The sequence below is a fragment of the Pseudomonas sp. BNK-45 genome, assembly GCF_047456255.1.
In the GTDB taxonomy this organism is placed as follows: domain Bacteria; phylum Pseudomonadota; class Gammaproteobacteria; order Pseudomonadales; family Pseudomonadaceae; genus Aquipseudomonas.
Genome location: NZ_CP179909.1, coordinates 3214696 through 3234992, shown reverse-complemented (window position 1 = coordinate 3234992; position 20297 = coordinate 3214696). Strand labels below are relative to the sequence as shown.

The 20297-nt window shown below is 61.9% G+C and carries 18 protein-coding genes; all 18 read left to right on the top strand.

The window, feature by feature from the left end; translation table 11 throughout:
- Positions 1–57: 57 nt before the first annotated feature.
- The 18 genes from mnmA to nuoL all read left to right on the top strand — a co-directional run bounded on the left by mnmA (position 58) and on the right by nuoL (position 20262).
- Positions 58–1191, top strand: a complete 1134-nt coding sequence (mnmA, locus tag ACMGG8_RS15005; RefSeq protein ID WP_060840128.1) for a tRNA 2-thiouridine(34) synthase MnmA — start codon at positions 58–60, stop codon at positions 1189–1191.
- The gene (hflD, locus tag ACMGG8_RS15000) at positions 1188–1811 is read left to right on the top strand and encodes a high frequency lysogenization protein HflD (RefSeq protein ID WP_060840129.1); all 624 of its coding nucleotides are present in this window, start codon (positions 1188–1190) and stop codon (positions 1809–1811) included. Before mnmA ends, hflD begins: the two co-directional genes overlap by 4 nt.
- A gap of 119 nt (positions 1812–1930) precedes the next feature.
- The gene (gene purB / locus ACMGG8_RS14995) at positions 1931–3301 is read left to right on the top strand and encodes an adenylosuccinate lyase (protein ID WP_060840130.1); all 1371 of its coding nucleotides are present in this window, start codon (positions 1931–1933) and stop codon (positions 3299–3301) included.
- An 83-nt stretch (positions 3302–3384) separates the two neighbouring features.
- Positions 3385–4551, top strand: a complete 1167-nt coding sequence (locus tag ACMGG8_RS14990; protein ID WP_414159820.1) for a JmjC domain-containing protein — start codon at positions 3385–3387, stop codon at positions 4549–4551.
- Entirely contained in the window at positions 4544–4966 is a 423-nt protein-coding gene (locus ACMGG8_RS14985) for a GNAT family N-acetyltransferase (protein WP_060840132.1), read from the top strand. Before ACMGG8_RS14990 ends, ACMGG8_RS14985 begins: the two co-directional genes overlap by 8 nt.
- Before the next feature lie 175 nt (positions 4967–5141).
- Positions 5142–5897, top strand: a complete 756-nt coding sequence (locus ACMGG8_RS14980) for a secretin N-terminal domain-containing protein (RefSeq protein ID WP_414159819.1) — start codon at positions 5142–5144, stop codon at positions 5895–5897.
- A gap of 514 nt (positions 5898–6411) precedes the next feature.
- The gene (gene aceA / locus ACMGG8_RS14975; RefSeq protein ID WP_016964777.1) at positions 6412–7737 is read left to right on the top strand and encodes an isocitrate lyase; all 1326 of its coding nucleotides are present in this window, start codon (positions 6412–6414) and stop codon (positions 7735–7737) included.
- Positions 7738–8355: 618 nt separating this feature from the next.
- Positions 8356–8769, top strand: a complete 414-nt coding sequence (locus ACMGG8_RS14970; RefSeq protein ID WP_011062185.1) for an NADH-quinone oxidoreductase subunit A — start codon at positions 8356–8358, stop codon at positions 8767–8769.
- Between the two features lie 10 nt (positions 8770–8779).
- Positions 8780–9454 carry a NuoB/complex I 20 kDa subunit family protein gene (locus ACMGG8_RS14965; RefSeq protein ID WP_011062186.1) on the top strand — a complete coding sequence of 225 codons (675 nt, stop codon included), beginning with the start codon at positions 8780–8782 and terminating at the stop codon, positions 9452–9454.
- A gap of 70 nt (positions 9455–9524) precedes the next feature.
- Positions 9525–11306, top strand: a complete 1782-nt coding sequence (gene nuoC / locus ACMGG8_RS14960; protein WP_016964778.1) for an NADH-quinone oxidoreductase subunit C/D — start codon at positions 9525–9527, stop codon at positions 11304–11306.
- A gap of 2 nt (positions 11307–11308) precedes the next feature.
- On the top strand, positions 11309–11806 hold the full coding sequence (nuoE, locus tag ACMGG8_RS14955) for an NADH-quinone oxidoreductase subunit NuoE (RefSeq protein WP_011062188.1): 498 nt from the start codon (positions 11309–11311) through the stop codon (positions 11804–11806).
- Complete coding sequence (gene nuoF / locus ACMGG8_RS14950; RefSeq protein ID WP_414159818.1) at positions 11803–13158, top strand: NADH-quinone oxidoreductase subunit NuoF; 1356 nt, start codon at positions 11803–11805, stop codon at positions 13156–13158. The genes nuoE and nuoF overlap by 4 nt, the downstream gene beginning before the upstream one ends.
- Before the next feature lie 137 nt (positions 13159–13295).
- Complete coding sequence (gene nuoG / locus ACMGG8_RS14945; RefSeq protein ID WP_060840136.1) at positions 13296–16010, top strand: NADH-quinone oxidoreductase subunit NuoG; 2715 nt, start codon at positions 13296–13298, stop codon at positions 16008–16010.
- A complete protein-coding gene (gene nuoH, locus ACMGG8_RS14940) occupies positions 16007–17014 on the top strand; it encodes an NADH-quinone oxidoreductase subunit NuoH (protein WP_060840137.1) in 1008 nt (335 codons plus the stop codon). Before nuoG ends, nuoH begins: the two co-directional genes overlap by 4 nt.
- Before the next feature lie 11 nt (positions 17015–17025).
- The gene (gene nuoI, locus ACMGG8_RS14935) at positions 17026–17574 is read left to right on the top strand and encodes an NADH-quinone oxidoreductase subunit NuoI (protein WP_060840138.1); all 549 of its coding nucleotides are present in this window, start codon (positions 17026–17028) and stop codon (positions 17572–17574) included.
- Between the two features lie 9 nt (positions 17575–17583).
- Positions 17584–18084 (top strand): NADH-quinone oxidoreductase subunit J, encoded by a 501-nt coding sequence (gene nuoJ, locus ACMGG8_RS14930; protein ID WP_011062192.1) that lies wholly within the window; start codon positions 17584–17586, stop codon positions 18082–18084.
- Positions 18085–18088: 4 nt separating this feature from the next.
- On the top strand, positions 18089–18412 hold the full coding sequence (gene nuoK, locus ACMGG8_RS14925) for an NADH-quinone oxidoreductase subunit NuoK (RefSeq protein WP_016964784.1): 324 nt from the start codon (positions 18089–18091) through the stop codon (positions 18410–18412).
- Entirely contained in the window at positions 18409–20262 is a 1854-nt protein-coding gene (gene nuoL / locus ACMGG8_RS14920; RefSeq protein WP_060840139.1) for an NADH-quinone oxidoreductase subunit L, read from the top strand. Before nuoK ends, nuoL begins: the two co-directional genes overlap by 4 nt.
- The last annotated feature ends 35 nt before the right edge of the window (positions 20263–20297 follow it).

The window sequence follows — 20297 nt, the reverse complement described above, 5'->3', positions numbered from 1 at the left end:
TTGCAGGCCTCAGCCTGTTAGAATCGCGTCCTTTTTCAAGACACCCGTTGAATTCCTATGCGTGATCCAGCCTCTTCTGACACCCAAAAGAAACGCGTCATTGTCGGCATGTCCGGCGGCGTGGATTCTTCCGTTTCCGCCCTCCTGCTGATGGAACAGGGATACCAGGTGGAAGGCCTGTTCATGAAGAACTGGGAGGAAGACGACGGCACCGAATACTGCACCGCCATGGATGACCTGGCCGACGCCCAGGCCGTGTGCGACAAACTTGGCATCAAGCTGCACACCGCCAACTTCGCCGCCGAGTACTGGGACAACGTGTTCGAGCACTTCCTGGCCGAATACAAGGCCGGCCGCACGCCGAACCCGGACATCCTGTGCAACCGCGAAATCAAGTTCAAGGCGTTCCTCGACTACGCCATGATGCTCGGTGCCGACCTGATCGCTACCGGCCACTATGTACGCCGCCGCGACATCGACGGCCGCACCGAACTGCTCAAGGGCCTGGACCCGAACAAGGACCAGAGCTACTTCCTGCACGCCGTGGGCGGCGAGCAGATCGCCAAGACCCTGTTCCCGGTAGGCGAGCTGGAAAAACCCGAAGTGCGCGCCATCGCCGAGAAACATGACCTGGCCACCGCCAAGAAGAAAGACTCCACCGGCATCTGCTTTATCGGTGAGCGGCGCTTCAGCGACTTCCTCAAGCAATACCTGCCGGCCCAGCCCGGCGAGATCAAGACTACCGAAGGTGAAGTCATCGGCCGCCACCACGGCCTGATGTACCACACCATCGGCCAGCGCCAGGGCCTGGGCATCGGCGGCCTGAAAGACGCCGGCGAAGAACCGTGGTACGTGCTGATCAAGGACCTGGAGCACAACGAGCTGATCGTCGGCCAGGGCAATGACCATCCGTGGCTGTTCTCCCGCGCCCTGCTGGCTTCCGACATCTATTGGGTCAACCCCATCGACCTGAGCCAGCCACGGCGCCTGACCGCCAAGGTGCGCTACCGCCAGAGCGACCAGCCCTGCACCCTGGAGCGGACCGCCAACGGCTACCGCGCTACCTTCGACGACCCGCAGCGCGCGGTGACTCCCGGCCAGTCCGTGGTGTTCTACGACGGTGAAATCTGCCTCGGCGGCGGCGTGATCGAAGTGGCCGAACCCTGGAGCAGCAAGGACGCCCGCCCATGAGCCCGATTCAGGAGCAACTGACGGCGCTGGGCGGTGTATTCCTCGCAGCGGTGCTGGTGGACCGCATCGCCAAGACCGGCCAGGTCAGCGAAGCGGCCTTGAGCTGCATGCTCGGCAGCCTGCTGATCCGTGACCCCAAGGACACCCTGGAGGTCTACGGTGGCGACGACCTCAACCTGCGCGAGGGCTACCGCGCCCTGATCGGCGCCCTGGAGCGCGACCCCAGCACCCTGCAACGCGAGCCCCTGCGCTACGCCTTGTCGATGCTCGGCCTGGAACGCCAGTTGGCCAAGCGCGATGACCTGCTGGAAACCATCGGCAAGCGCCTGCCGCAGATCCAGTCCCAGGTCGAACACTTCGGCCCGGCCCACGAAAACGTCATTGCCGCGTGCGGCGGGCTGTACCAGGACACCCTGAGCACCCTGCGCCAACGCATCCAGGTGCACGGCGACATGCGCAACCTGCAGCAGCCGAGCAACGCCTCGAAGATCCGCGCCCTGCTGCTGGCCGGCATTCGCTCGGCGCGCCTGTGGCGCCAGTTGGGCGGCCATCGCTGGCAACTGGTGATCAGCCGGCGCAAATTGCTCAAAGAGCTGTATCCATTGATGCGCAGCAGCTGAGCTGCGCCTGATTTTTCAAGAGCTGCGCGTAAGACGCTGGTCAGTTGGCAACGGACCTGCGGATATTTTCATGTATGATACGCGCCCCATTTCGTTGCCCGACTGTCCGAGAACACCCCATGCAGCTCTCTTCGCTCACTGCGGTTTCCCCTGTTGACGGCCGCTACGCCGGCAAAACCCAGGCCCTGCGCCCCATTTTCAGCGAATACGGCCTGATCCGTGCTCGCGTCCTCGTTGAAGTGCGCTGGCTCCAGCGCCTGGCCGCCCACAGCGCCATCAGCGAAGTGCCGGCGTTCTCCGCCGAAGCCAACGCCGTCCTCAATGCCCTGGCAGAGAACTTCTCCCTGGAGCACGCCGAGCGCGTCAAAGAGATCGAGCGCACCACCAACCACGACGTCAAGGCCATCGAGTACCTGCTCAAGGAACAAGCCGCCAAGCTGCCTGAACTGGCCAACGTCAGTGAGTTCATCCACTTCGCCTGCACCAGCGAGGACATCAACAACCTGTCCCACGCCCTGATGCTGCGCGAAGGCCGTGATGACGTGATGCTGCCGCTGATGCGCCAGACCGCCAACGCCATCCGCGAACTGGCGATCCGCTTCGCCGAAGTGCCGATGCTGTCGCGCACCCACGGTCAGCCGGCCTCGCCGACCACCCTGGGCAAGGAACTGGCCAACGTCGTGTACCGTCTGGAGCGCCAGATCGCTCAGGTCGCCGCCGTACCGCTGCTGGGCAAGATCAACGGCGCCGTGGGCAACTACAACGCCCACCTGTCGGCCTATCCGGACATCGACTGGGAAGCCAATGCCCGCGCCTTCATCGAAGACGAGTTGGGCCTGGCCTTCAACCCCTACACCACGCAGATCGAGCCGCACGACTACATTGCCGAGCTGTTCGATGCCATCGCCCGCTTCAACACCATCCTGATCGACTTCGATCGCGATATCTGGGGCTACATCTCCCTGGGCTACTTCAAGCAACGCACCATTGCCGGCGAAATCGGTTCCTCGACCATGCCGCACAAGGTCAACCCGATCGACTTCGAAAACTCCGAAGGCAACCTGGGGATCGCCAACGCCCTGTTCCAGCACCTGGCGAGCAAGCTGCCGATCTCCCGCTGGCAGCGCGACCTGACCGACTCCACCGTCCTGCGCAACCTGGGCGTGGGCTTCGCTCACAGCGTGATCGCCTACGAAGCCAGCCTCAAAGGCATCAGCAAGCTGGAGCTCAACGCCCAGAAGATCGCCGAAGACCTGGATGCCTGCTGGGAAGTGCTGGCCGAGCCGATCCAGACCGTGATGCGTCGCTACAACATCGAAAATCCGTACGAAAAGCTCAAGGAACTGACCCGCGGCAAGGGCATCAGCCCTGAAGCGTTGCAGACTTTCATCGACGGGCTGGACATGCCTGCCGCGGCCAAGGCCGAGCTCAAGCAGCTCACCCCAGCCAGCTACATCGGCAATGCCGCGGCCCAGGCCAAGCGCATCTGAGCCACCGCCCGACCTTTTGACGCCCGGCCGCGCCGGGCGTTTTTATTCCTGCTAGAAAAGTAAACTTTTTCAATAGGTTACACATGAATCCTGACATTCCACTTCAACTTCTGGGCGGCATCACTGCACGGGAATTTCTGCGTGACTACTGGCAGAAAAAGCCCCTGCTGATCCGTCAGGCCCTGCCTGACTTCGAAAGCCCGATCGAACCCGACGAACTGGCCGGCCTGGCCCTGGAAGAAGAAGTCGAATCGCGCCTGGTGATCGAGAACGGCGAGCGCCCCTGGGAACTGCGTCGCGGCCCGTTCGCCGAAGACGAGTTCAGCAAGCTGCCGGAGCGTGACTGGACGCTGCTGGTGCAGGCCGTGGACCAGTTCGTCCCGGAAGTCGCCGAACTGCTGGAGCATTTCCGCTTCCTGCCGAGCTGGCGCATTGATGACGTGATGATCAGCTTCGCCGCACCGGGCGGTAATGTCGGCCCGCACTTTGACAACTACGACGTGTTCCTGCTGCAAGGCCACGGCAAGCGCAACTGGAAGATCGGCCAGATGTGCGACTCCGAAAGCCCGCTGCTGCAGCACGCGGACCTGCGCATCCTCGCCGAGTTCGAAGAGACTGAAAGCTGGGTCCTGGAACCCGGCGACATGCTCTACCTGCCGCCGCGCCTGGCCCACTACGGCGTTGCGCTGAATGACTGCATGACCTATTCGGTGGGCTTCCGCGCCCCGAGCGCCGCTGAAGTCCTGACTCACTTCACCGACTTCCTCGGTCAGTTCCTGCCGGACGAAGATCGCTACACCGACGCCGACGTACAGCCGGCCAGCGACCCGCACCAGATCCAGCAGGACGCCCTCGACCGCCTCAAGCGCCTGCTGGCCGAGCACATGAGCGACGAGCGCCTGTTGCTGACCTGGTTCGGCCAGTTCATGACCGAGCCGCGTTATCCAGAACTGGTGGTCGGCCCGGAACTGGAAGAAGACGACCTGCTGGGCAGCCTGGAACAGGGCGCGATCCTGATCCGCAACCCGAGCGCGCGCCTGGCCTGGTCGGAAGTGGATGAAGACCTGTTGCTGTTCGCCAGCGGCCAGAGCCGCCTGCTTCCCGGTAAACTGCGCGAGCTGCTGAAAATGATTTGCGCCGCCGATGCCCTGCATATCGACAACCTAGGCCCCTGGCTGGCGGATGACGATGGGCGCGGCCTGTTGTGTGAACTGGTCAAGCAAGGGAGCCTGGGGTTCGCCGATGAATAAGATTCGCGTACGTGTCGCAGACTGGCAAAAGGATAACGCCGAGATCCGGCGTATTCGTGAAGCGGTGTTCATTGCCGAGCAAGCGGTTCCACCGGAACTGGAATGGGACGCCGACGATGACAGTGCCGTGCACTTCCTGGCCTTCGAGGGCGATTTTCCGATTGGTACCGCGCGCCTGCTGCCCGACGGACATGTCGGCCGGGTTTCGGTACTCAAGGACTGGCGCGGCCTGAAGGTCGGCGATGCGCTGATGCATGCGGTGATCGACGAAGCCGAGAAACGCGGCCTCAAGCAGCAGATGCTCAGCGCCCAGGTCCAGGCCACGCCGTTCTACGAGCGCCTGGGCTTCTCGATAGTCAGCCAGGAGTTTCTCGAAGCAGGGATTCCTCACGTTGACATGGTACGCGGCGCCTGACCGACATGCCCTGGCGGCAATAACCCAAGCCAACGCCCCGCCATCCCCTTGCCCCGACCGGCGCAAGACCAGGATGCCGGGGCGTTTTGCCGTCTAGGATTCAACTTGCCCCACCCAAAGCCGACAAAGTGTCAAACTCAAGGCTTTACGCCAGCTACTCGCGGAGATAACGGATATGTCCCTACGCACCTTGCTCACGACGCTGCTGCTGACCTTCAGCTGCTCGGTCATGGCCGCCACCGAGATCGTGCCCCTCAACAACCGCACCAGCGCCGACCTGCTGCCGGTGGCGCAGAATTTTCTCGGCAAGGACGGCAAGGTCAGCGCCTATGGCAACCAACTGATCGTCAATGCCGAGCCGGGCAAGATCGCCGAACTGCGGGCTTTCATTGCGCAATTGGATACGGCGGCCAAGCGCCTGCTGATCACCGTCGACACCAACGAGAACAACTTCCAGGACAACCAGGGTTATTCGGTCAACGGCGCGCCGCAAACCCGGATCATCAATCGCAGCACCGAGAGTCGCGATGGCGGCATCCAGCAGATCCAGGCCAGCGAAGGCGTGCCGGCCCTGATTCAGGTCGGTCAGAGCGTGCCCCTGACCACGACCCAGACCGATCCCTACGGTCGCCCGCAAAACCAGACCCAGTACCGCAACGTCACCCAGGGCTTCTATGTCACGGCCAGCGTGACCGGCGAGACCGTGCACCTGAGCATCAGCACCAATCGTGACCGCATGAGCCAGGAACGTCCCGATGTAGTGAACGTGCAAAGTACCGACACAACCGTCAGCGGTCGCCTTGGCGAGTGGATCACCCTGGCGGGCGTCAATCGCCAGACCCAGGCCGACAAGCAGGCTCTGGGCCGCAGCTATTCGACCCAAGGCCGGGATGACATGACCTTGCGGGTCAAGGTCGACACATTGGACTAAAGCACCAAAAACTGACTGATTAGTCGTATTAGACCAAAGATGTAGTGGCGCAAAAAAAGCACTACAAAACATTTGACGGGCCAAAAAACCGCGGGCATGATGGCCTCGCTCCCGCTAATCAGGGGCCCTGGCAAGGGCCTTCGGATCGCCGCTCCAACCTACCCAACCGAGCCGATTCGTGTCTGTACTGCCCACAAGGTGTGTTTGACGAGATTGCGACTGGAACGAAGTTGTCCCGAGGGACGGAAGCGTAATTAGGTCGATCGGCAACACACTGTTGGAACGCACCCAGGCCCACGACGCCCGAATGCGCACCGCAGCTCGCCTTCACCTGCTCACTTTTCCCCTCGAGCTCATCGTTCACCCGTCGCCATCCCCGCCATACACCCTCGACCGCCTAAGCTTCCTGGTCAGCGAGCAGCCTTCCACGCAACGTTATGACGCGTGATCGGCGGAGCCGGAATTTTCCAACCAAGAACGACTTTTTACACAAGACGCGACGAGGTTTATCTCCATGGCACTGACACGCGAACAGCAAATTGCAGCCCTTGAAAAAGACTGGGCTGAAAACCCGCGCTGGAAAGGCGTGACTCGCACCTACTCCGCTGCCGACGTGGTCCGTCTGCGTGGTTCGGTTCAACCCGAGCACACCCTGGCACGCATGGGCGCCGAGAAGCTCTGGAACCTGGTCACCCAAGGTGCCAAGCCGTCCTTCCGTCCTGATAAAGATTTCGTCAACTGCATGGGCGCCCTGACCGGCGGCCAGGCTGTTCAACAGGTCAAAGCCGGTATCCAGGCCATCTACCTGTCGGGCTGGCAAGTGGCTGCGGACAACAACTCCGCAGAATCCATGTACCCCGACCAGTCGCTGTACCCGGTGGACTCGGTTCCAACCGTGGTCAAGCGCATCAACAACTCGTTCCGTCGTGCCGACCAGATCCAGTGGAAAGCCGGCAAGAACCCGGGCGACGAAGGCTACATCGACTACTTCGCACCAATCGTGGCCGACGCTGAAGCCGGTTTCGGCGGCGTGCTGAACGCCTACGAACTGATGAAGAGCATGATCGAAGCAGGCGCCGCCGGCGTTCACTTCGAAGACCAGCTGGCTTCCGTGAAGAAGTGCGGCCACATGGGCGGCAAGGTACTGGTGCCGACCCAGGAAGCCGTACAGAAGCTGACCGCTGCCCGTCTGGCGGCCGACGTTGCCGGCGTACCGACCATCATCCTGGCCCGTACCGACGCCAACGCTGCTGACCTGCTGACTTCGGACTGCGACCCGTACGACCAGCCGTTCGTGACAGGCACTCGCACCCAGGAAGGCTTCTACAAAGTGAAAGCCGGCCTGGACCAGGCAATTGCCCGCGGTCTGGCCTACGCGCCTTACGCCGATCTGATCTGGTGCGAAACCGCCAAGCCGGACCTGGACGAGGCCCGTCGTTTCGCCGAAGCGATCAAGAAGGAATACCCGGACCAGATCCTGTCGTACAACTGCTCGCCTTCCTTCAACTGGAAGAAGAACCTGGACGACGCCACCATCGCCAAGTTCCAGCGCGAACTGTCCGCCATGGGCTACAAGCACCAGTTCATCACCCTGGCCGGTATCCACAACATGTGGCACAGCATGTTCAACCTGGCGCATGACTACGCCCGCAACGACATGACTGCCTACGTGAAACTGCAAGAGCAAGAGTTCGCCGACGCGGCCAAAGGCTACACCTTCGTGGCTCACCAGCAGGAAGTGGGCACCGGCTACTTCGACGACATGACCACCGTGATCCAGGGCGGCTCGTCCTCGGTAACCGCCCTGACCGGCTCCACCGAAGAAGAGCAGTTCCATTGATTACAGGCCTCGCGCCTTGATCGAGCGGCCAATGCAGATCCGGTAAAAACAACTGCATTGCTGTAAAGCTGACGCCCCGACTGGTTCGGGGCGTTTTTTTGCCCGCACTCCCAGCAGGAGCCAATTTGCCGGCGAAACAGGCCTGCGCATTTCCCAATCCGCCTGCCTCCAGCAAAATTCGCCGACAAGTCGGCGCCGCCCAAAAAGCCGACGAAATATTGATCCAGAGCGGTGTTACCCAGAGCGAAACAGGTTAAAAGGTGCGCCCCTGCTACTTGCAGTAACATGGATATATCCGACAACTTTCCCACGCCTCCAAGGGGAGCAGAATAAAACAGCCGCTAAATAATATTGATTATCATTTAGAGGCAAAAACTTTCATTACAGCAGGGACAAAACATAATTAACAAAACCTCCCCTAATGCCCGCAGGCTGCGGCTTACGGGGCTACAGGGGTGAGCTATGTCCTTATTACGATAAACAATTTCGCTTTAGAAATTTTACTTGCCCGGTGTTTAGCCATAAAATCAGCGCGATTGATTGCGCTGCGACATATCGTCACTGCTTTATTTCTTTATCAAGCTCAGAGACTCTTGCTCTCTGTTAAGGATTACCAGCATGCCCGAAGCGACAGGACTCATGGCCCACAACTGGGGCTTTGCCATTTTCCTTCTGGGTGTTGTCGGCCTCTGCGCCTTCATGCTCGGCGTCTCCAGCCTCCTCGGGTCAAAAGCCTGGGGCCGCAGCAAAAACGAACCGTTCGAGTCCGGCATGCTACCTACCGGTGGCGCCCGCTTGCGGCTCTCAGCCAAATTCTATCTGGTCGCGATGCTCTTCGTGATCTTCGATATCGAAGCCCTCTTTCTCTTTGCCTGGTCTGTGTCCGTCCGCGAAAGCGGCTGGACCGGATTCGTCGAAGCTCTCGTTTTCATAGCAATTCTGTTGGCAGGTCTTGTCTACCTTTGGCGAGTGGGGGCTCTTGACTGGGCTCCGGAAGGTCGTCGTAAGCGGCAGGCGAAGCTAAAACAATGAGGCTTTGGCGATGCAATACAATCTCACCAGGATCGACCCCGATGCTCCTAACGATCAGTACCCGATCGGCGAACGTGAAACCGTTTCCGATCCGTTAGAGGATCAGGTCCACAAAAACATCTTCATGGGCAAGCTGGAAGACGTGCTGAGCGGCGCGGTCAACTGGGGGCGTAAGAACTCCCTGTGGCCGTACAACTTCGGTCTGTCCTGCTGCTACGTGGAAATGACCACCGCCTTCACGGCGCCCCATGACATCGCGCGCTTTGGCGCCGAGGTTATCCGGGCATCGCCGCGTCAGGCGGACTTCATGGTTATCGCCGGTACCTGCTTCATCAAGATGGCGCCGATCATCCAGCGTCTCTACGAGCAAATGCTTGAGCCCAAGTGGGTCATCTCCATGGGTTCGTGCGCCAACTCCGGCGGCATGTACGACATCTACTCCGTAGTTCAGGGGGTGGACAAGTTCCTGCCCGTGGACGTCTACGTACCTGGCTGCCCGCCCCGCCCCGAAGCGTTCCTGCAAGGCTTGATGCTCTTGCAAGAATCCATTGGCCAGGAGCGTCGCCCACTGTCCTGGGTCGTCGGTGATCAAGGCGTGTATCGCGCCGAGATGCCGTCGCAAAAGGAGCAGCGCCGCGAACAGCGTATTCAGGTCACCAACCTGCGCAGCCCTGACGAAGTCTGATCCAGATCTGTTCTGACAAAGAAACGACACTGGCTTCACTCTTTACGTTGACCGAAAGCGATAAAAAACCATGACTACAGGCAGTGCTCTGTACATCCCGCCTTATAAGGCTGACGACCAGGATGTGGTCGTCGAACTCAATAACCGTTTTGGCCCTGAGGCGTTCACCGCCCAGGCCACCCGCACCGGCATGCCGGTGCTGTGGGTTACCCGCTCCAAACTCGTCGAAGTCCTGACCTTCCTGCGCAACCTGCCCAAGCCGTACGTCATGCTCTATGACCTGCACGGCGTGGACGAGCGCCTGCGCACCAAGCGCCAGGGCCTGCCGGGTGCCGACTTCAGCGTGTTCTACCACTTGCTGTCGATCGAACGTAACAGCGACGTGATGATCAAGGTGGCCCTCTCCGAAGGCGACCTCAGCCTGCCCACCGTCACCGGTATCTGGCCCAACGCCAACTGGTACGAGCGTGAAGTCTGGGACATGTTCGGTATCGACTTTGCCGGCCACCCGCACCTGTCGCGAATCATGATGCCGCCGACCTGGGAAGGTCACCCGCTGCGCAAGGACTTCCCGGCTCGCGCCACCGAGTTCGATCCGTTCAGCCTGAACCTGGCCAAGCAGCAGCTGGAAGAGGAAGCCGCGCGCTTCCGTCCGGAAGACTGGGGCATGAAGCGTTCCGGCGCCAACGAGGACTACATGTTCCTCAACCTGGGTCCGAACCACCCTTCGGCTCACGGTGCCTTCCGTATCATCCTGCAACTGGATGGCGAAGAGATCGTCGACTGCGTACCGGACATCGGCTACCACCACCGTGGTGCCGAGAAGATGGCCGAGCGTCAGTCCTGGCACAGCTTCATCCCCTACACCGACCGCATCGACTACCTGGGCGGGGTGATGAACAACCTGCCGTACGTGCTGTCGGTCGAGAAGCTGGCCGGCATCAAGGTGCCGGAGAAGGTCGACGTCATCCGCATCATGATGGCCGAGTTCTTCCGCATCACCAGCCACCTGCTGTTCCTGGGCACCTACATCCAGGACGTCGGCGCCATGACCCCGGTGTTCTTCACCTTCACCGACCGTCAGCGTGCCTACACCGTGATCGAAGCCATCACCGGTTTCCGTCTGCACCCGGCCTGGTACCGCATCGGCGGCGTTGCCCACGATCTGCCCCGCGGCTGGGAAAAGCTGGTCAAGGACTTCGTCGAATGGCTGCCCAAGCGCCTCGACGAATACACCAAGGCTGCCCTGCAGAACAGCATCCTCAAGGGCCGGACCATCGGTGTCGCCGCCTACAACACCAAGGAAGCCCTGGAATGGGGCGTCACCGGTGCCGGCCTGCGCTCCACCGGTTGCGATTTCGACCTGCGCAAGGCCCGTCCGTACTCCGGCTACGAGAACTTCGAGTTCGAGGTCCCGCTGGGTGCCAACGGTGACGCCTACGACCGTTGCATGGTTCGCGTGGAAGAAATGCGCCAGAGCATCAAGATCATCGATCAGTGCCTGCGCAACATGCCGGAAGGCCCGTACAAGGCGGACCACCCGCTAACCACGCCGCCGCCGAAAGAGCGCACCCTGCAGCACATCGAGACCTTGATCACGCACTTCCTGCAGGTTTCGTGGGGCCCGGTCATGCCGGCCAACGAATCCTTCCAGATGATCGAAGCGACCAAGGGCATCAACAGTTATTACCTGACGAGCGATGGCGGCACCATGAGCTACCGCACCCGGATCCGTACCCCGAGCTTCGCCCACCTGCAGCAGATCCCTTCGGTGATCCGCGGCAGCATGGTCGCGGACTTGATCGCGTACCTGGGTAGTATCGACTTCGTTATGGCCGACGTGGACCGCTAAGCATGAACAGCACGCTTATCCAGACAGACCGTTTCGCCCTGAGCGAAACCGAGCGCTCGGCCATCGAGCACGAGATGCATCACTACGAAGACCCGCGCGCGGCGTCGATCGAAGCCCTGAAGATCGTCCAGAAGGAACGTGGCTGGGTGCCTGACGGCGCGGTCTACGCCATCGGCGAGATCCTCGGCATCCCCGCCAGCGACGTGGAAGGCGTGGCGACGTTCTACAGCCAGATCTTCCGCCAGCCGGTGGGCCGCCACATCATTCGCGTCTGCGACAGCATGGTCTGCTACATCGGCGGCCATGAGTCCGTGGTCAGCCAGATCCAGAGCGAGCTGGGCATCGGCCTCGGCCAGACCACCGCCGACGGCCGCTTCACCCTGCTGCCGGTGTGCTGCCTGGGCAACTGCGACAAGGCCCCGGCGCTGATGATCGACGACGACACTTTCGGCGACGTACAGCCCGCTGGCGTGGCCAAACTGTTGGAGGGCTACGTATGACCCTGACCTCTTTCGGCCCTGCGAACCGCATTGCGCGCACCGCAGAAACCCACCCCCTGACCTGGCGTCTGCGTGACGACGGCGAGCCGGTATGGTTCGACGAGTACCAGGCCAAGAACGGCTACGCTGCAGCGCGCAAGGCCTTCGCCGACCTGTCCCAGGACGATATCGTCCAGACCGTGAAGGACGCCGGCCTCAAGGGCCGCGGCGGTGCGGGCTTCCCCACCGGCGTGAAGTGGGGCCTGATGCCCAAAGACGAATCCATGAACATCCGCTACCTGCTGTGCAACGCGGATGAAATGGAACCCAACACCTGGAAAGACCGCATGCTGATGGAGCAACTGCCCCATCTGCTGATCGAAGGCATGCTGATCAGTGCCCGTGCACTGAAGACCTACCGCGGCTACATCTTCCTGCGCGGCGAGTACACCACCGCCGCCAAGCACCTGCGCCGTGCCGTGGAAGAAGCCAAGGCTGCTGGCCTGTTGGGCAAGAACATCCTGGGCAGCGGTTTCGATTTCGAACTGTTCGTGCACACCGGCGCCGGCCGCTACATCTGCGGTGAAGAAACCGCACTGATCAACTCCCTGGAAGGCCGTCGCGCCAACCCACGCTCCAAGCCGCCCTTCCCCGCCGCCGTAGGCGTGTGGGGCAAGCCGACTTGCGTGAACAACGTCGAGACCCTGTGCAACGTGCCGGCGATCATCGGCGACGGCGTGGAGTGGTACAAATCCCTGGCCCGCGAAGGCAGTGAAGACCACGGCACCAAGCTGATGGGCTTCTCCGGCAAAGTGAAGAACCCTGGCCTGTGGGAGCTGCCCTTCGGCGTGACCGCGCGCGAGCTGTTCGAGGACTACGCCGGCGGCATGCGCGATGGCTACAAGCTCAAGTGCTGGCAGCCCGGCGGCGCCGGTACCGGCTTCCTGCTGCCGGAACACCTGGATGCGCAAATGTACGCCGGCGGCATCGCCAAAGTGGGCACCCGCATGGGTACCGGCCTGGCCATGGCGGTGGACGAAAGCATCAACATGGTGTCGCTGCTGCGCAACATGGAGCAATTCTTCGCCCGTGAATCCTGCGGCTTCTGCACCCCTTGCCGTGATGGCCTGCCATGGAGCGTCAAACTGCTGATGGCCCTGGAAAAAGGCCAGGGCCAGCAGGGCGACATCGAGACCCTGCTGGGTCTGGTGGGTTTCCTCGGCCCGGGCAAGACCTTCTGTGCTCACGCACCGGGTGCCGTGGAGCCTTTGGGCAGTGCCATCAAGTATTTCCGTCCAGAGTTCGAAGCCGGCATCGCGCCTACCAGCGCCGCCGTCCCGCCTCTGGCCCGACCGATCGTAGTCGGCGCGTAACGCTTAGATGAGGGCGCAGGGTCCGTGCCCTGCGCTCGACGTGCGATGACGCCGTGAACGGCTGTGTTGATTCGCACGCATAACAAGATTCCATTAGCCACGCCCGCTGACACCGGGCCAACGAAGAACTTTGAACCATGGCCACTATCCACGTAGACGGCAAAGCGCTCGAAGTCGATGGGGCGGACAACCTGTTACAGGCGTGTCTGTCACTAGGCCTCGACATCCCTTATTTCTGCTGGCACCCCGCTCTCGGTAGCGTCGGTGCCTGTCGCCAGTGCGCGGTCAAGCAGTACACCGACGAGAACGACACCCGTGGTCGTATCGTCATGTCCTGCATGACCCCGGCCACCGACAACACCTGGATCTCCATCGACGATGAAGAATCCAAGGCCTTCCGTGCCAGTGTTGTCGAATGGCTGATGACCAACCACCCTCACGACTGCCCGGTCTGTGAGGAAGGCGGTCACTGCCACCTGCAAGACATGACGGTGATGACCGGCCACAACGAGCGCCGTTATCGCTTCACCAAGCGCACCCACCAGAATCAGGACCTCGGCCCGTTCATCGCTCACGAGATGAACCGCTGCATCGCCTGCTACCGCTGCGTACGCTTCTACAAGGACTACGCCGGAGGCACCGACCTGGGCGTCTACGGCGCCCACGACAACGTGTACTTCGGTCGCGTTGAAGACGGCACCCTGGAAAGCGAGTTCTCCGGCAACCTCACCGAGGTCTGCCCGACCGGTGTGTTCACCGACAAGACTCACTCCGAGCGCTACAACCGCAAATGGGACATGCAGTTCTCGCCAAGCATCTGCCATGGCTGCTCCAGCGGTTGCAACATCTCCCCGGGCGAGCGCTATGGCGAACTGCGCCGCATCGAAAACCGCTACAACGGTTCGGTGAACCAGTATTTCCTCTGCGACCGTGGCCGCTTCGGTTATGGCTACGTGAACCGCAAGGATCGTCCACGCCAGCCACGCCTGGCCGACGGTACCCAGCTGACCCTGGACCAGGCCCTGGACCAGGCCGCCGACCTGCTGCGCGGTCGCAACATCGTCGGTATCGGCTCGCCTCGCGCCAGCCTGGAAAGCAACTACGCGCTGCGTGAACTGGTCGGTGCCGAGCACTTCTACAGCGGCATCGAAGCGTCTGAACTGGAGCGCATCCGCCTGGTTCTGCAGGTGCTGAACGACAGCCCGCTGCCGGTTCCGAACCTGCGCGAGATCGAAGACCACGACGCGATCTTCGTCCTTGGCGAAGACCTGACCCAGACCGCTGCCCGCATGGCCCTGGCCCTGCGCCAGTCGGTCAAGGGCAAGGCCGAAGAAATGGCCGACGCCATGCGCGTCCAGCCTTGGCTCGACGCTGCGGTGAAGAACATCGGCCAGCACGCGCTGAACCCGCTGTTCATCGCCAGCCTTGCTGAAACCAAGCTCGACGACGTCGCCGAGGAGTGTGTACACGCCGCTCCCGACGACCTGGCGCGCATCGGTTTCGCCGTGGCCCATGCCATCGACGCCAGCGCCCCTGCCGTGGAAGGCCTGGACAGCGAAGCCCTGGAACTGGCCAAGCGTATTGCCGACGCCCTGTTGGCGGCCAAGCGCCCACTGATCATTTCCGGTACTTCCCTGGGTTCCAAGGCGCTGATCGAAGCCGCAGCGAACATCGCCAAAGCCCTGAAGCTGCGCGACAAAGCCGGCTCCATCAGCCTGATCGTGCCAGAGGCCAACAGCCTCGGCCTGGCCATGCTCGGCGGCGAATCCGTGGACGCCGCCCTGCAGGCGGTAGTCGACGGTAAAGCCGACGCCATCGTGGTGCTGGAAAACGACCTGTACACCCGCACCGACGCGGCCAAGGTGGATGCGGCCCTCAGCGCGGCCAAGGTGGTGATCGTTGCCGATCACCAACAGACCGCGACCGTCGAGCGCGCGCACCTGGTGCTGTCGGCGGCCAGCTTCGCCGAAGGCGACGGCACCCTGGTCAGCCAGGAAGGTCGTGCCCAGCGTTTCTTCCAGGTCTTCGATCCGACCTACCTGGACGCCAGCATCATGGTCCACGAAGGCTGGCGCTGGCTGCATGCCCTGCGCAGCACCCTGCTGAACAAGCCGGTGGACTGGACCCAGCTGGACCACGTGACCGCTGCCTGCGCCGCGAGCACCCCGCAACTGGCCAGCATCGTCGATGCCGCACCTTCCGCAGCATTCCGCATCAAAGGCCTGAAACTGGCCCGCGAACCGCTGCGCTACAGCGGCCGTACCGCCATGCGCGCCAACCAGAGCGTGCACGAACCGCGTACCTCGCAAGACCCGGATACCGCCTTCGCCTACTCCATGGAAGGTTACTCGGGCTCCGCCGAGCCGCGCTCGCAAGTGCCATTCGCCTGGTCGCCGGGCTGGAACTCGCCGCAAGCCTGGAACAAGTTCCAGGACGAAGTCGGCGGCCACCTGCGTGCCGGTGACCCGGGTACTCGCCTGATCGAAAGCCAGGGCGACCGTCTGAACTGGTTCGCCAGCGTCCCGCGGGCCTTCTCTCCGGCCCAGGGCACTTGGCAAGCGGTGCCGTTCTATCACCTGTTCGGCAGCGAGGAGAACTCTTCGAAGGCCGCTCCGGTGCAGGAGCGCATTCCGGCGGCCTACGTGGCCCTGGCCAAGTCCGAAGCCGATCGCCTGGGCGTCAACGACGGTGCCCTGCTCGCAGTGAGTCTGGCTGGTCAGACCCTGCGTCTGCCGCTGCGCATCAACGAAGAGCTGGGTGCCGGCCTGGTGGGCCTGCCTGCCGGTCTGGCGGGCATTCCTCCGGCATTCTTTGGCAAATCCGTTGACGGTCTGCAGGAGGCGGCGCAATGAGTTGGTTTACCCCTGAAGTGATCGACGTGATCCTGACGGTCGTCAAGGCCATCGTGATCCTGCTGGCGGTGGTGATCGCCGGTGCGCTGCTGAGCTTCGTCGAACGTCGCCTGCTGGGCTGGTGGCAGGACCGTTACGGTCCGAACCGCGTTGGCCCGTTCGGCATGTTCCAGATCGCGGCCGACATGCTGAAGATGTTCTTCAAGGAAGACTGGACCCCGCCGTTTGCCGACAAGGTGATCTTCACCCTGGCACCGGTGGTCGCCATGTCCGCCCTGCTGATCGCCTTCGCGATCATCCCGATCACCCCGACCTGGGGCGTCGCGGACCTGAACATCGGCCTGCTGTTCTTCTTCGCCATGGCCGGTCTGTCGGTCTACGCGGTGCTGTTCGCCGGCTGGTCGAGTAACAACAAGTTCGCCCTGCTGGGCAGCTTGCGGGCTTCGGCCCAGACCGTGTCCTACGAAGTGTTCATGGGCCTGGCGCTGATGGGCATCGTGGCTCAGGTCGGTTCCTTCAACATGCGCGACATCGTCGAGTACCAGGCGCAGAACCTGTGGTTCATCATTCCGCAGTTCTTCGGCTTCTGTACCTTCTTCATCGCTGGCGTGGCCGTGACTCACCGTCACCCCTTCGACCAGCCGGAAGCGGAGCAGGAACTGGCCGACGGTTACCACATTGAATACGCCGGCATGAAATGGGGCATGTTCTTCGTTGGTGAGTACATCGGCATCATCCTGATCTCGGCACTGCTGGTCACCCTGTTCTTCGGTGGCTGGCACGGTCCGTTCGGCATCCTGCCGCAACTGTCCTTCGTCTGGTTCGCCCTGAAGACCGCGTTCTTCATCATGCTGTTCATCCTGCTGCGCGCCTCTATCCCGCGCCCGCGCTATGACCAGGTGATGGACTTCAGCTGGAAATTCTGCCTGCCGCTGACCCTGATCAATTTGCTGGTGACCGCTGCGGTTGTGTTGTTGAACACGCCTGCGGGCGCGGTTCAGTGAGGATTTGACCCATGTTCAAATATATTGGCGACATCGTTAAGGGTACCGGTACCCAGTTGCGCAGCCTGGTGATGGTGTTCGGTCACGGCTTTCGCAAACGCGACACCCTGCAATACCCCGAAGAGCCGGTGTACCTGCCGCCACGCTACCGTGGCCGTATCGTCCTGACTCGCGACCCCGATGGCGAAGAGCGTTGCGTTGCCTGCAACCTGTGCGCCGTGGCCTGCCCGGTGGGTTGCATCTCGCTGCAGAAAGCTGAAACGGAAGACGGTCGCTGGTACCCGGAGTTCTTCCGCATCAACTTCTCGCGCTGCATTTTCTGCGGTCTCTGCGAGGAAGCCTGTCCGACCACCGCAATCCAGCTGACACCGGATTTCGAGATGGCCGAGTTCAAACGTCAGGACCTGGTTTACGAGAAAGAGGATCTCTTGATCTCCGGTCCCGGAAAGAACCCTGACTACAACTTCTATCGTGTTGCAGGTATGGCCATTGCCGGCAAGCCAAAAGGCGCCGCGCAGAACGAAGCCGAACCGATCAACGTGAAGAGCTTGCTGCCTTAAGGAAGAACGATGGAATTCGCTTTCTATTTCGCATCAGGTGTTGCCGTTGTTTCCACGCTGCGCGTGGTTACCAACACCAACCCTGTGCACGCCCTGCTCTACCTGATCATTTCGCTGATCGCCGTGGCCATGACCTTCTTCAGCCTCGGCGCGCCGTTCGCCGGCGCCCTGGAAGTGATCGCCTACGCCGGCGCCATCATGGTGCTGTTCGTGTTCGTGGTAATGATGCTGAACCTCGGCCCGGCCGCGGCTCAGCAAGAGCGCATCTGGCTCACGCCGGGCATCTGGATCGGCCCGGTGATCCTCGCCGCGCTGCTGCTGGCTGAACTGCTGTACGTACTGTTCAGCCACCAGAGCGGTGCCGGTATCGGTCAAACCACCGTCAGCGCCAAGGCCGTGGGCATCAGCCTGTTCGGCCCTTACCTGCTGGTGGTCGAACTCGCCTCGATGCTGCTGCTCGCCGCAGCCGTCACGGCGTTCCACTTGGGCCGCAACGAGGCGAAGGAGTAATACGATGCCTACTATCCCTCTCGGTACTATCCCGATGGAACATGGCCTGGCAGTTGCCGGCATCCTGTTCTGCCTCGGTCTGGTCGGCCTGATGGTCCGCCGTAACATCCTCTTCGTGTTGATGAGCCTGGAAGTGATGATGAACGCCTCGGCATTGGCCTTCATCGTTGCGGGCGCCCGCTGGGCGCAGCCGGATGGACAAGTGATGTTCATCCTGGTGATCAGCCTGGCAGCCGCCGAGGCCAGTATCGGCCTGGCGATCCTGCTGCAGCTGTACCGCCGCTTCCACACTCTCGATATCGATGCAGCCAGCGAGATGCGCGGATGAACCTTCTCTTTCTGACTTTCGTATTCCCCCTGATCGGTTTCCTGCTGCTGTCGTTCTCTCGGGGACGCCTCTCGGAAAACCTCTCGGCCCTGATCGGCGTCGGCTCCATTGGCCTGTCGGCCATCGTGGCCGCCTACGTGATCTGGCAATTCAACGTCGCGCCACCAGCGGATGGCCACTACACCCAGGTGTTGTGGCAGTGGATGTCGGTGGACGGTTTTGCGCCGAACTTCGCCCTGTATCTGGACGGCCTGTCCGTGACCATGCTGGGCGTGGTAGTGGGCGTGGGCTTCCTGATCCACCTGTTCGCGTCCTGGTACATGCGTGGTGAGGCCGGCTACTCGCGCTTCTTCGCCTACACCAACCTGTTTATCGCCAGCATGCTGTTCCTAGTCCTGGGCGATAACCTGCTGTTCCTGTACTTCGGCTGGGAAGGCGTGGGCCTGTGCTCCTACCTGTTGATCGGTTTCTACTACAGCAACCGCAACAACGGTAACGCCGCACTCAAGGCCTTTATCGTCACCCGGATCGGCGACGTGTTCATGGCCATCGGCCTGTTCATCCTGTTCCAACAGGTGGGCACGCTGAACGTCCAGGAACTGCTGGTGCTGGCTCCGCAGAAATTCCAGGCCGGCGATTTCTGGATCACCCTGGCGACCCTGATGCTGCTGGGCGGCGCCGTGGGCAAATCCGCGCAACTGCCACTGCAGACCTGGCTGGCGGACGCGATGGCTGGTCCGACCCCGGTTTCGGCACTGATCCACGCCGCAACCATGGTGACCGCCGGTGTCTACCTGATCGCCCGTACCCACGGCCTGTTCACCCTGGCGCCGGAAATCCTGCACCTGGTGGGCCTGGTAGGTGGCGTGACCCTGGTACTGGCCGGCTTCGCCGCGCTGGTGCAGACCGACATCAAGCGGATCCTCGCCTACTCCACCATGAGCCAGATCGGCTACATGTTCCTGGCCCTGGGCGTTGGCGCCTGGGACGGCGCGATCTTCCACCTGATGACCCACGCCTTCTTCAAGGCCCTGCTGTTCCTGGCCTCCGGTGCGGTGATCGTTGCCTGCCACCACGAGCAGAACATCTTCAAGATGGGCGGCCTGTGGAAGAAACTGCCTCTGGCCTACGCCAGTTTCATCGTCGGCGGCGCCGCACTGGCGGCCCTGCCTCTGGTGACCGCAGGCTTCTACTCCAAGGACGAGATCCTCTGGGAAGCCTTCGCCAGCGGCAACCACGGCCTGCTGTACGCCGGCCTGGTGGGTGCGTTCATGACCTCGCTGTACACCTTCCGCCTGATCTTCATCACCTTCCACGGTGAAGCCAAGACCGAAGCCCACGCCGGCCACGGGATTTCCCACTGGCTGCCGCTGGTGGTGCTGATCGTGCTGTCCACCGGGATCGGCGCGATGATCACTCCGCCCCTGCATGGTGTGCTGCCGCTGAGCGCCGGTCATGCCGGTGGCGAAGCCAAGCACAGCCTGGAAATCGCCTCGGGTGCCATCGCCCTGGCCGGTATCCTGCTGGCCGCCCTGTTGTTCCTTGGCAAGCGTCGCGTTGTGACCGCCATCGCCAACAGTGGCATCGGGCGTCTGCTCTCGGCCTGGTGGTTCGCCGCCTGGGGCTTCGACTGGATCTACGACAAACTGTTCGTCAAGCCATACCTGGCCATCAGCCATGTACTGCGCAAGGACCCGCTCGATCAGACCATCGGTTTGATCCCGCGTATGGCCAAAGGGGGTCACAACTCCCTGAGCCGTACCGAGACCGGTCAACTGCGTTGGTACGCCGCCTCGATGGCAGCCGGTGCCGTGCTGGTCATCGGCGCCATTGTGCTGGTAGCGGTCTGATATGAACCTTGCGAACTTGCGAAAGGAATTGAGCC

Bases quoted from the DNA above. Each gene is read 5' to 3' on its own strand.
- purB (WP_060840130.1), top strand. From the start codon at position 1,931: ATGCAGCTCTCTTCGCTCACTGCGGTTTCCCCTGTTGACGGCCGCTAC.
- aceA (WP_016964777.1), top strand. From the start codon at position 6,412: ATGGCACTGACACGCGAACAGCAAATTGCAGCCCTTGAAAAAGACTGG.
- ACMGG8_RS14970 (WP_011062185.1), top strand. From the start codon at position 8,356: ATGCCCGAAGCGACAGGACTCATGGCCCACAACTGGGGCTTTGCCATT.
- nuoC (WP_016964778.1), top strand. From the start codon at position 9,525: ATGACTACAGGCAGTGCTCTGTACATCCCGCCTTATAAGGCTGACGAC.
- nuoL (WP_060840139.1), top strand. From the start codon at position 18,409: ATGAACCTTCTCTTTCTGACTTTCGTATTCCCCCTGATCGGTTTCCTG.
- ACMGG8_RS14990 (WP_414159820.1), top strand. From the start codon at position 3,385: ATGAATCCTGACATTCCACTTCAACTTCTGGGCGGCATCACTGCACGG.
- ACMGG8_RS14980 (WP_414159819.1), top strand. From the start codon at position 5,142: ATGTCCCTACGCACCTTGCTCACGACGCTGCTGCTGACCTTCAGCTGC.
- mnmA (WP_060840128.1), top strand. From the start codon at position 58: ATGCGTGATCCAGCCTCTTCTGACACCCAAAAGAAACGCGTCATTGTC.
- ACMGG8_RS14985 (WP_060840132.1), top strand. From the start codon at position 4,544: ATGAATAAGATTCGCGTACGTGTCGCAGACTGGCAAAAGGATAACGCC.
- nuoE (WP_011062188.1), top strand. From the start codon at position 11,309: ATGAACAGCACGCTTATCCAGACAGACCGTTTCGCCCTGAGCGAAACC.
- nuoK (WP_016964784.1), top strand. From the start codon at position 18,089: ATGCCTACTATCCCTCTCGGTACTATCCCGATGGAACATGGCCTGGCA.
- hflD (WP_060840129.1), top strand. From the start codon at position 1,188: ATGAGCCCGATTCAGGAGCAACTGACGGCGCTGGGCGGTGTATTCCTC.
- nuoI (WP_060840138.1), top strand. From the start codon at position 17,026: ATGTTCAAATATATTGGCGACATCGTTAAGGGTACCGGTACCCAGTTG.
- nuoJ (WP_011062192.1), top strand. From the start codon at position 17,584: ATGGAATTCGCTTTCTATTTCGCATCAGGTGTTGCCGTTGTTTCCACG.
- nuoF (WP_414159818.1), top strand. From the start codon at position 11,803: ATGACCCTGACCTCTTTCGGCCCTGCGAACCGCATTGCGCGCACCGCA.
- nuoH (WP_060840137.1), top strand. From the start codon at position 16,007: ATGAGTTGGTTTACCCCTGAAGTGATCGACGTGATCCTGACGGTCGTC.
- nuoG (WP_060840136.1), top strand. From the start codon at position 13,296: ATGGCCACTATCCACGTAGACGGCAAAGCGCTCGAAGTCGATGGGGCG.
- ACMGG8_RS14965 (WP_011062186.1), top strand. From the start codon at position 8,780: ATGCAATACAATCTCACCAGGATCGACCCCGATGCTCCTAACGATCAG.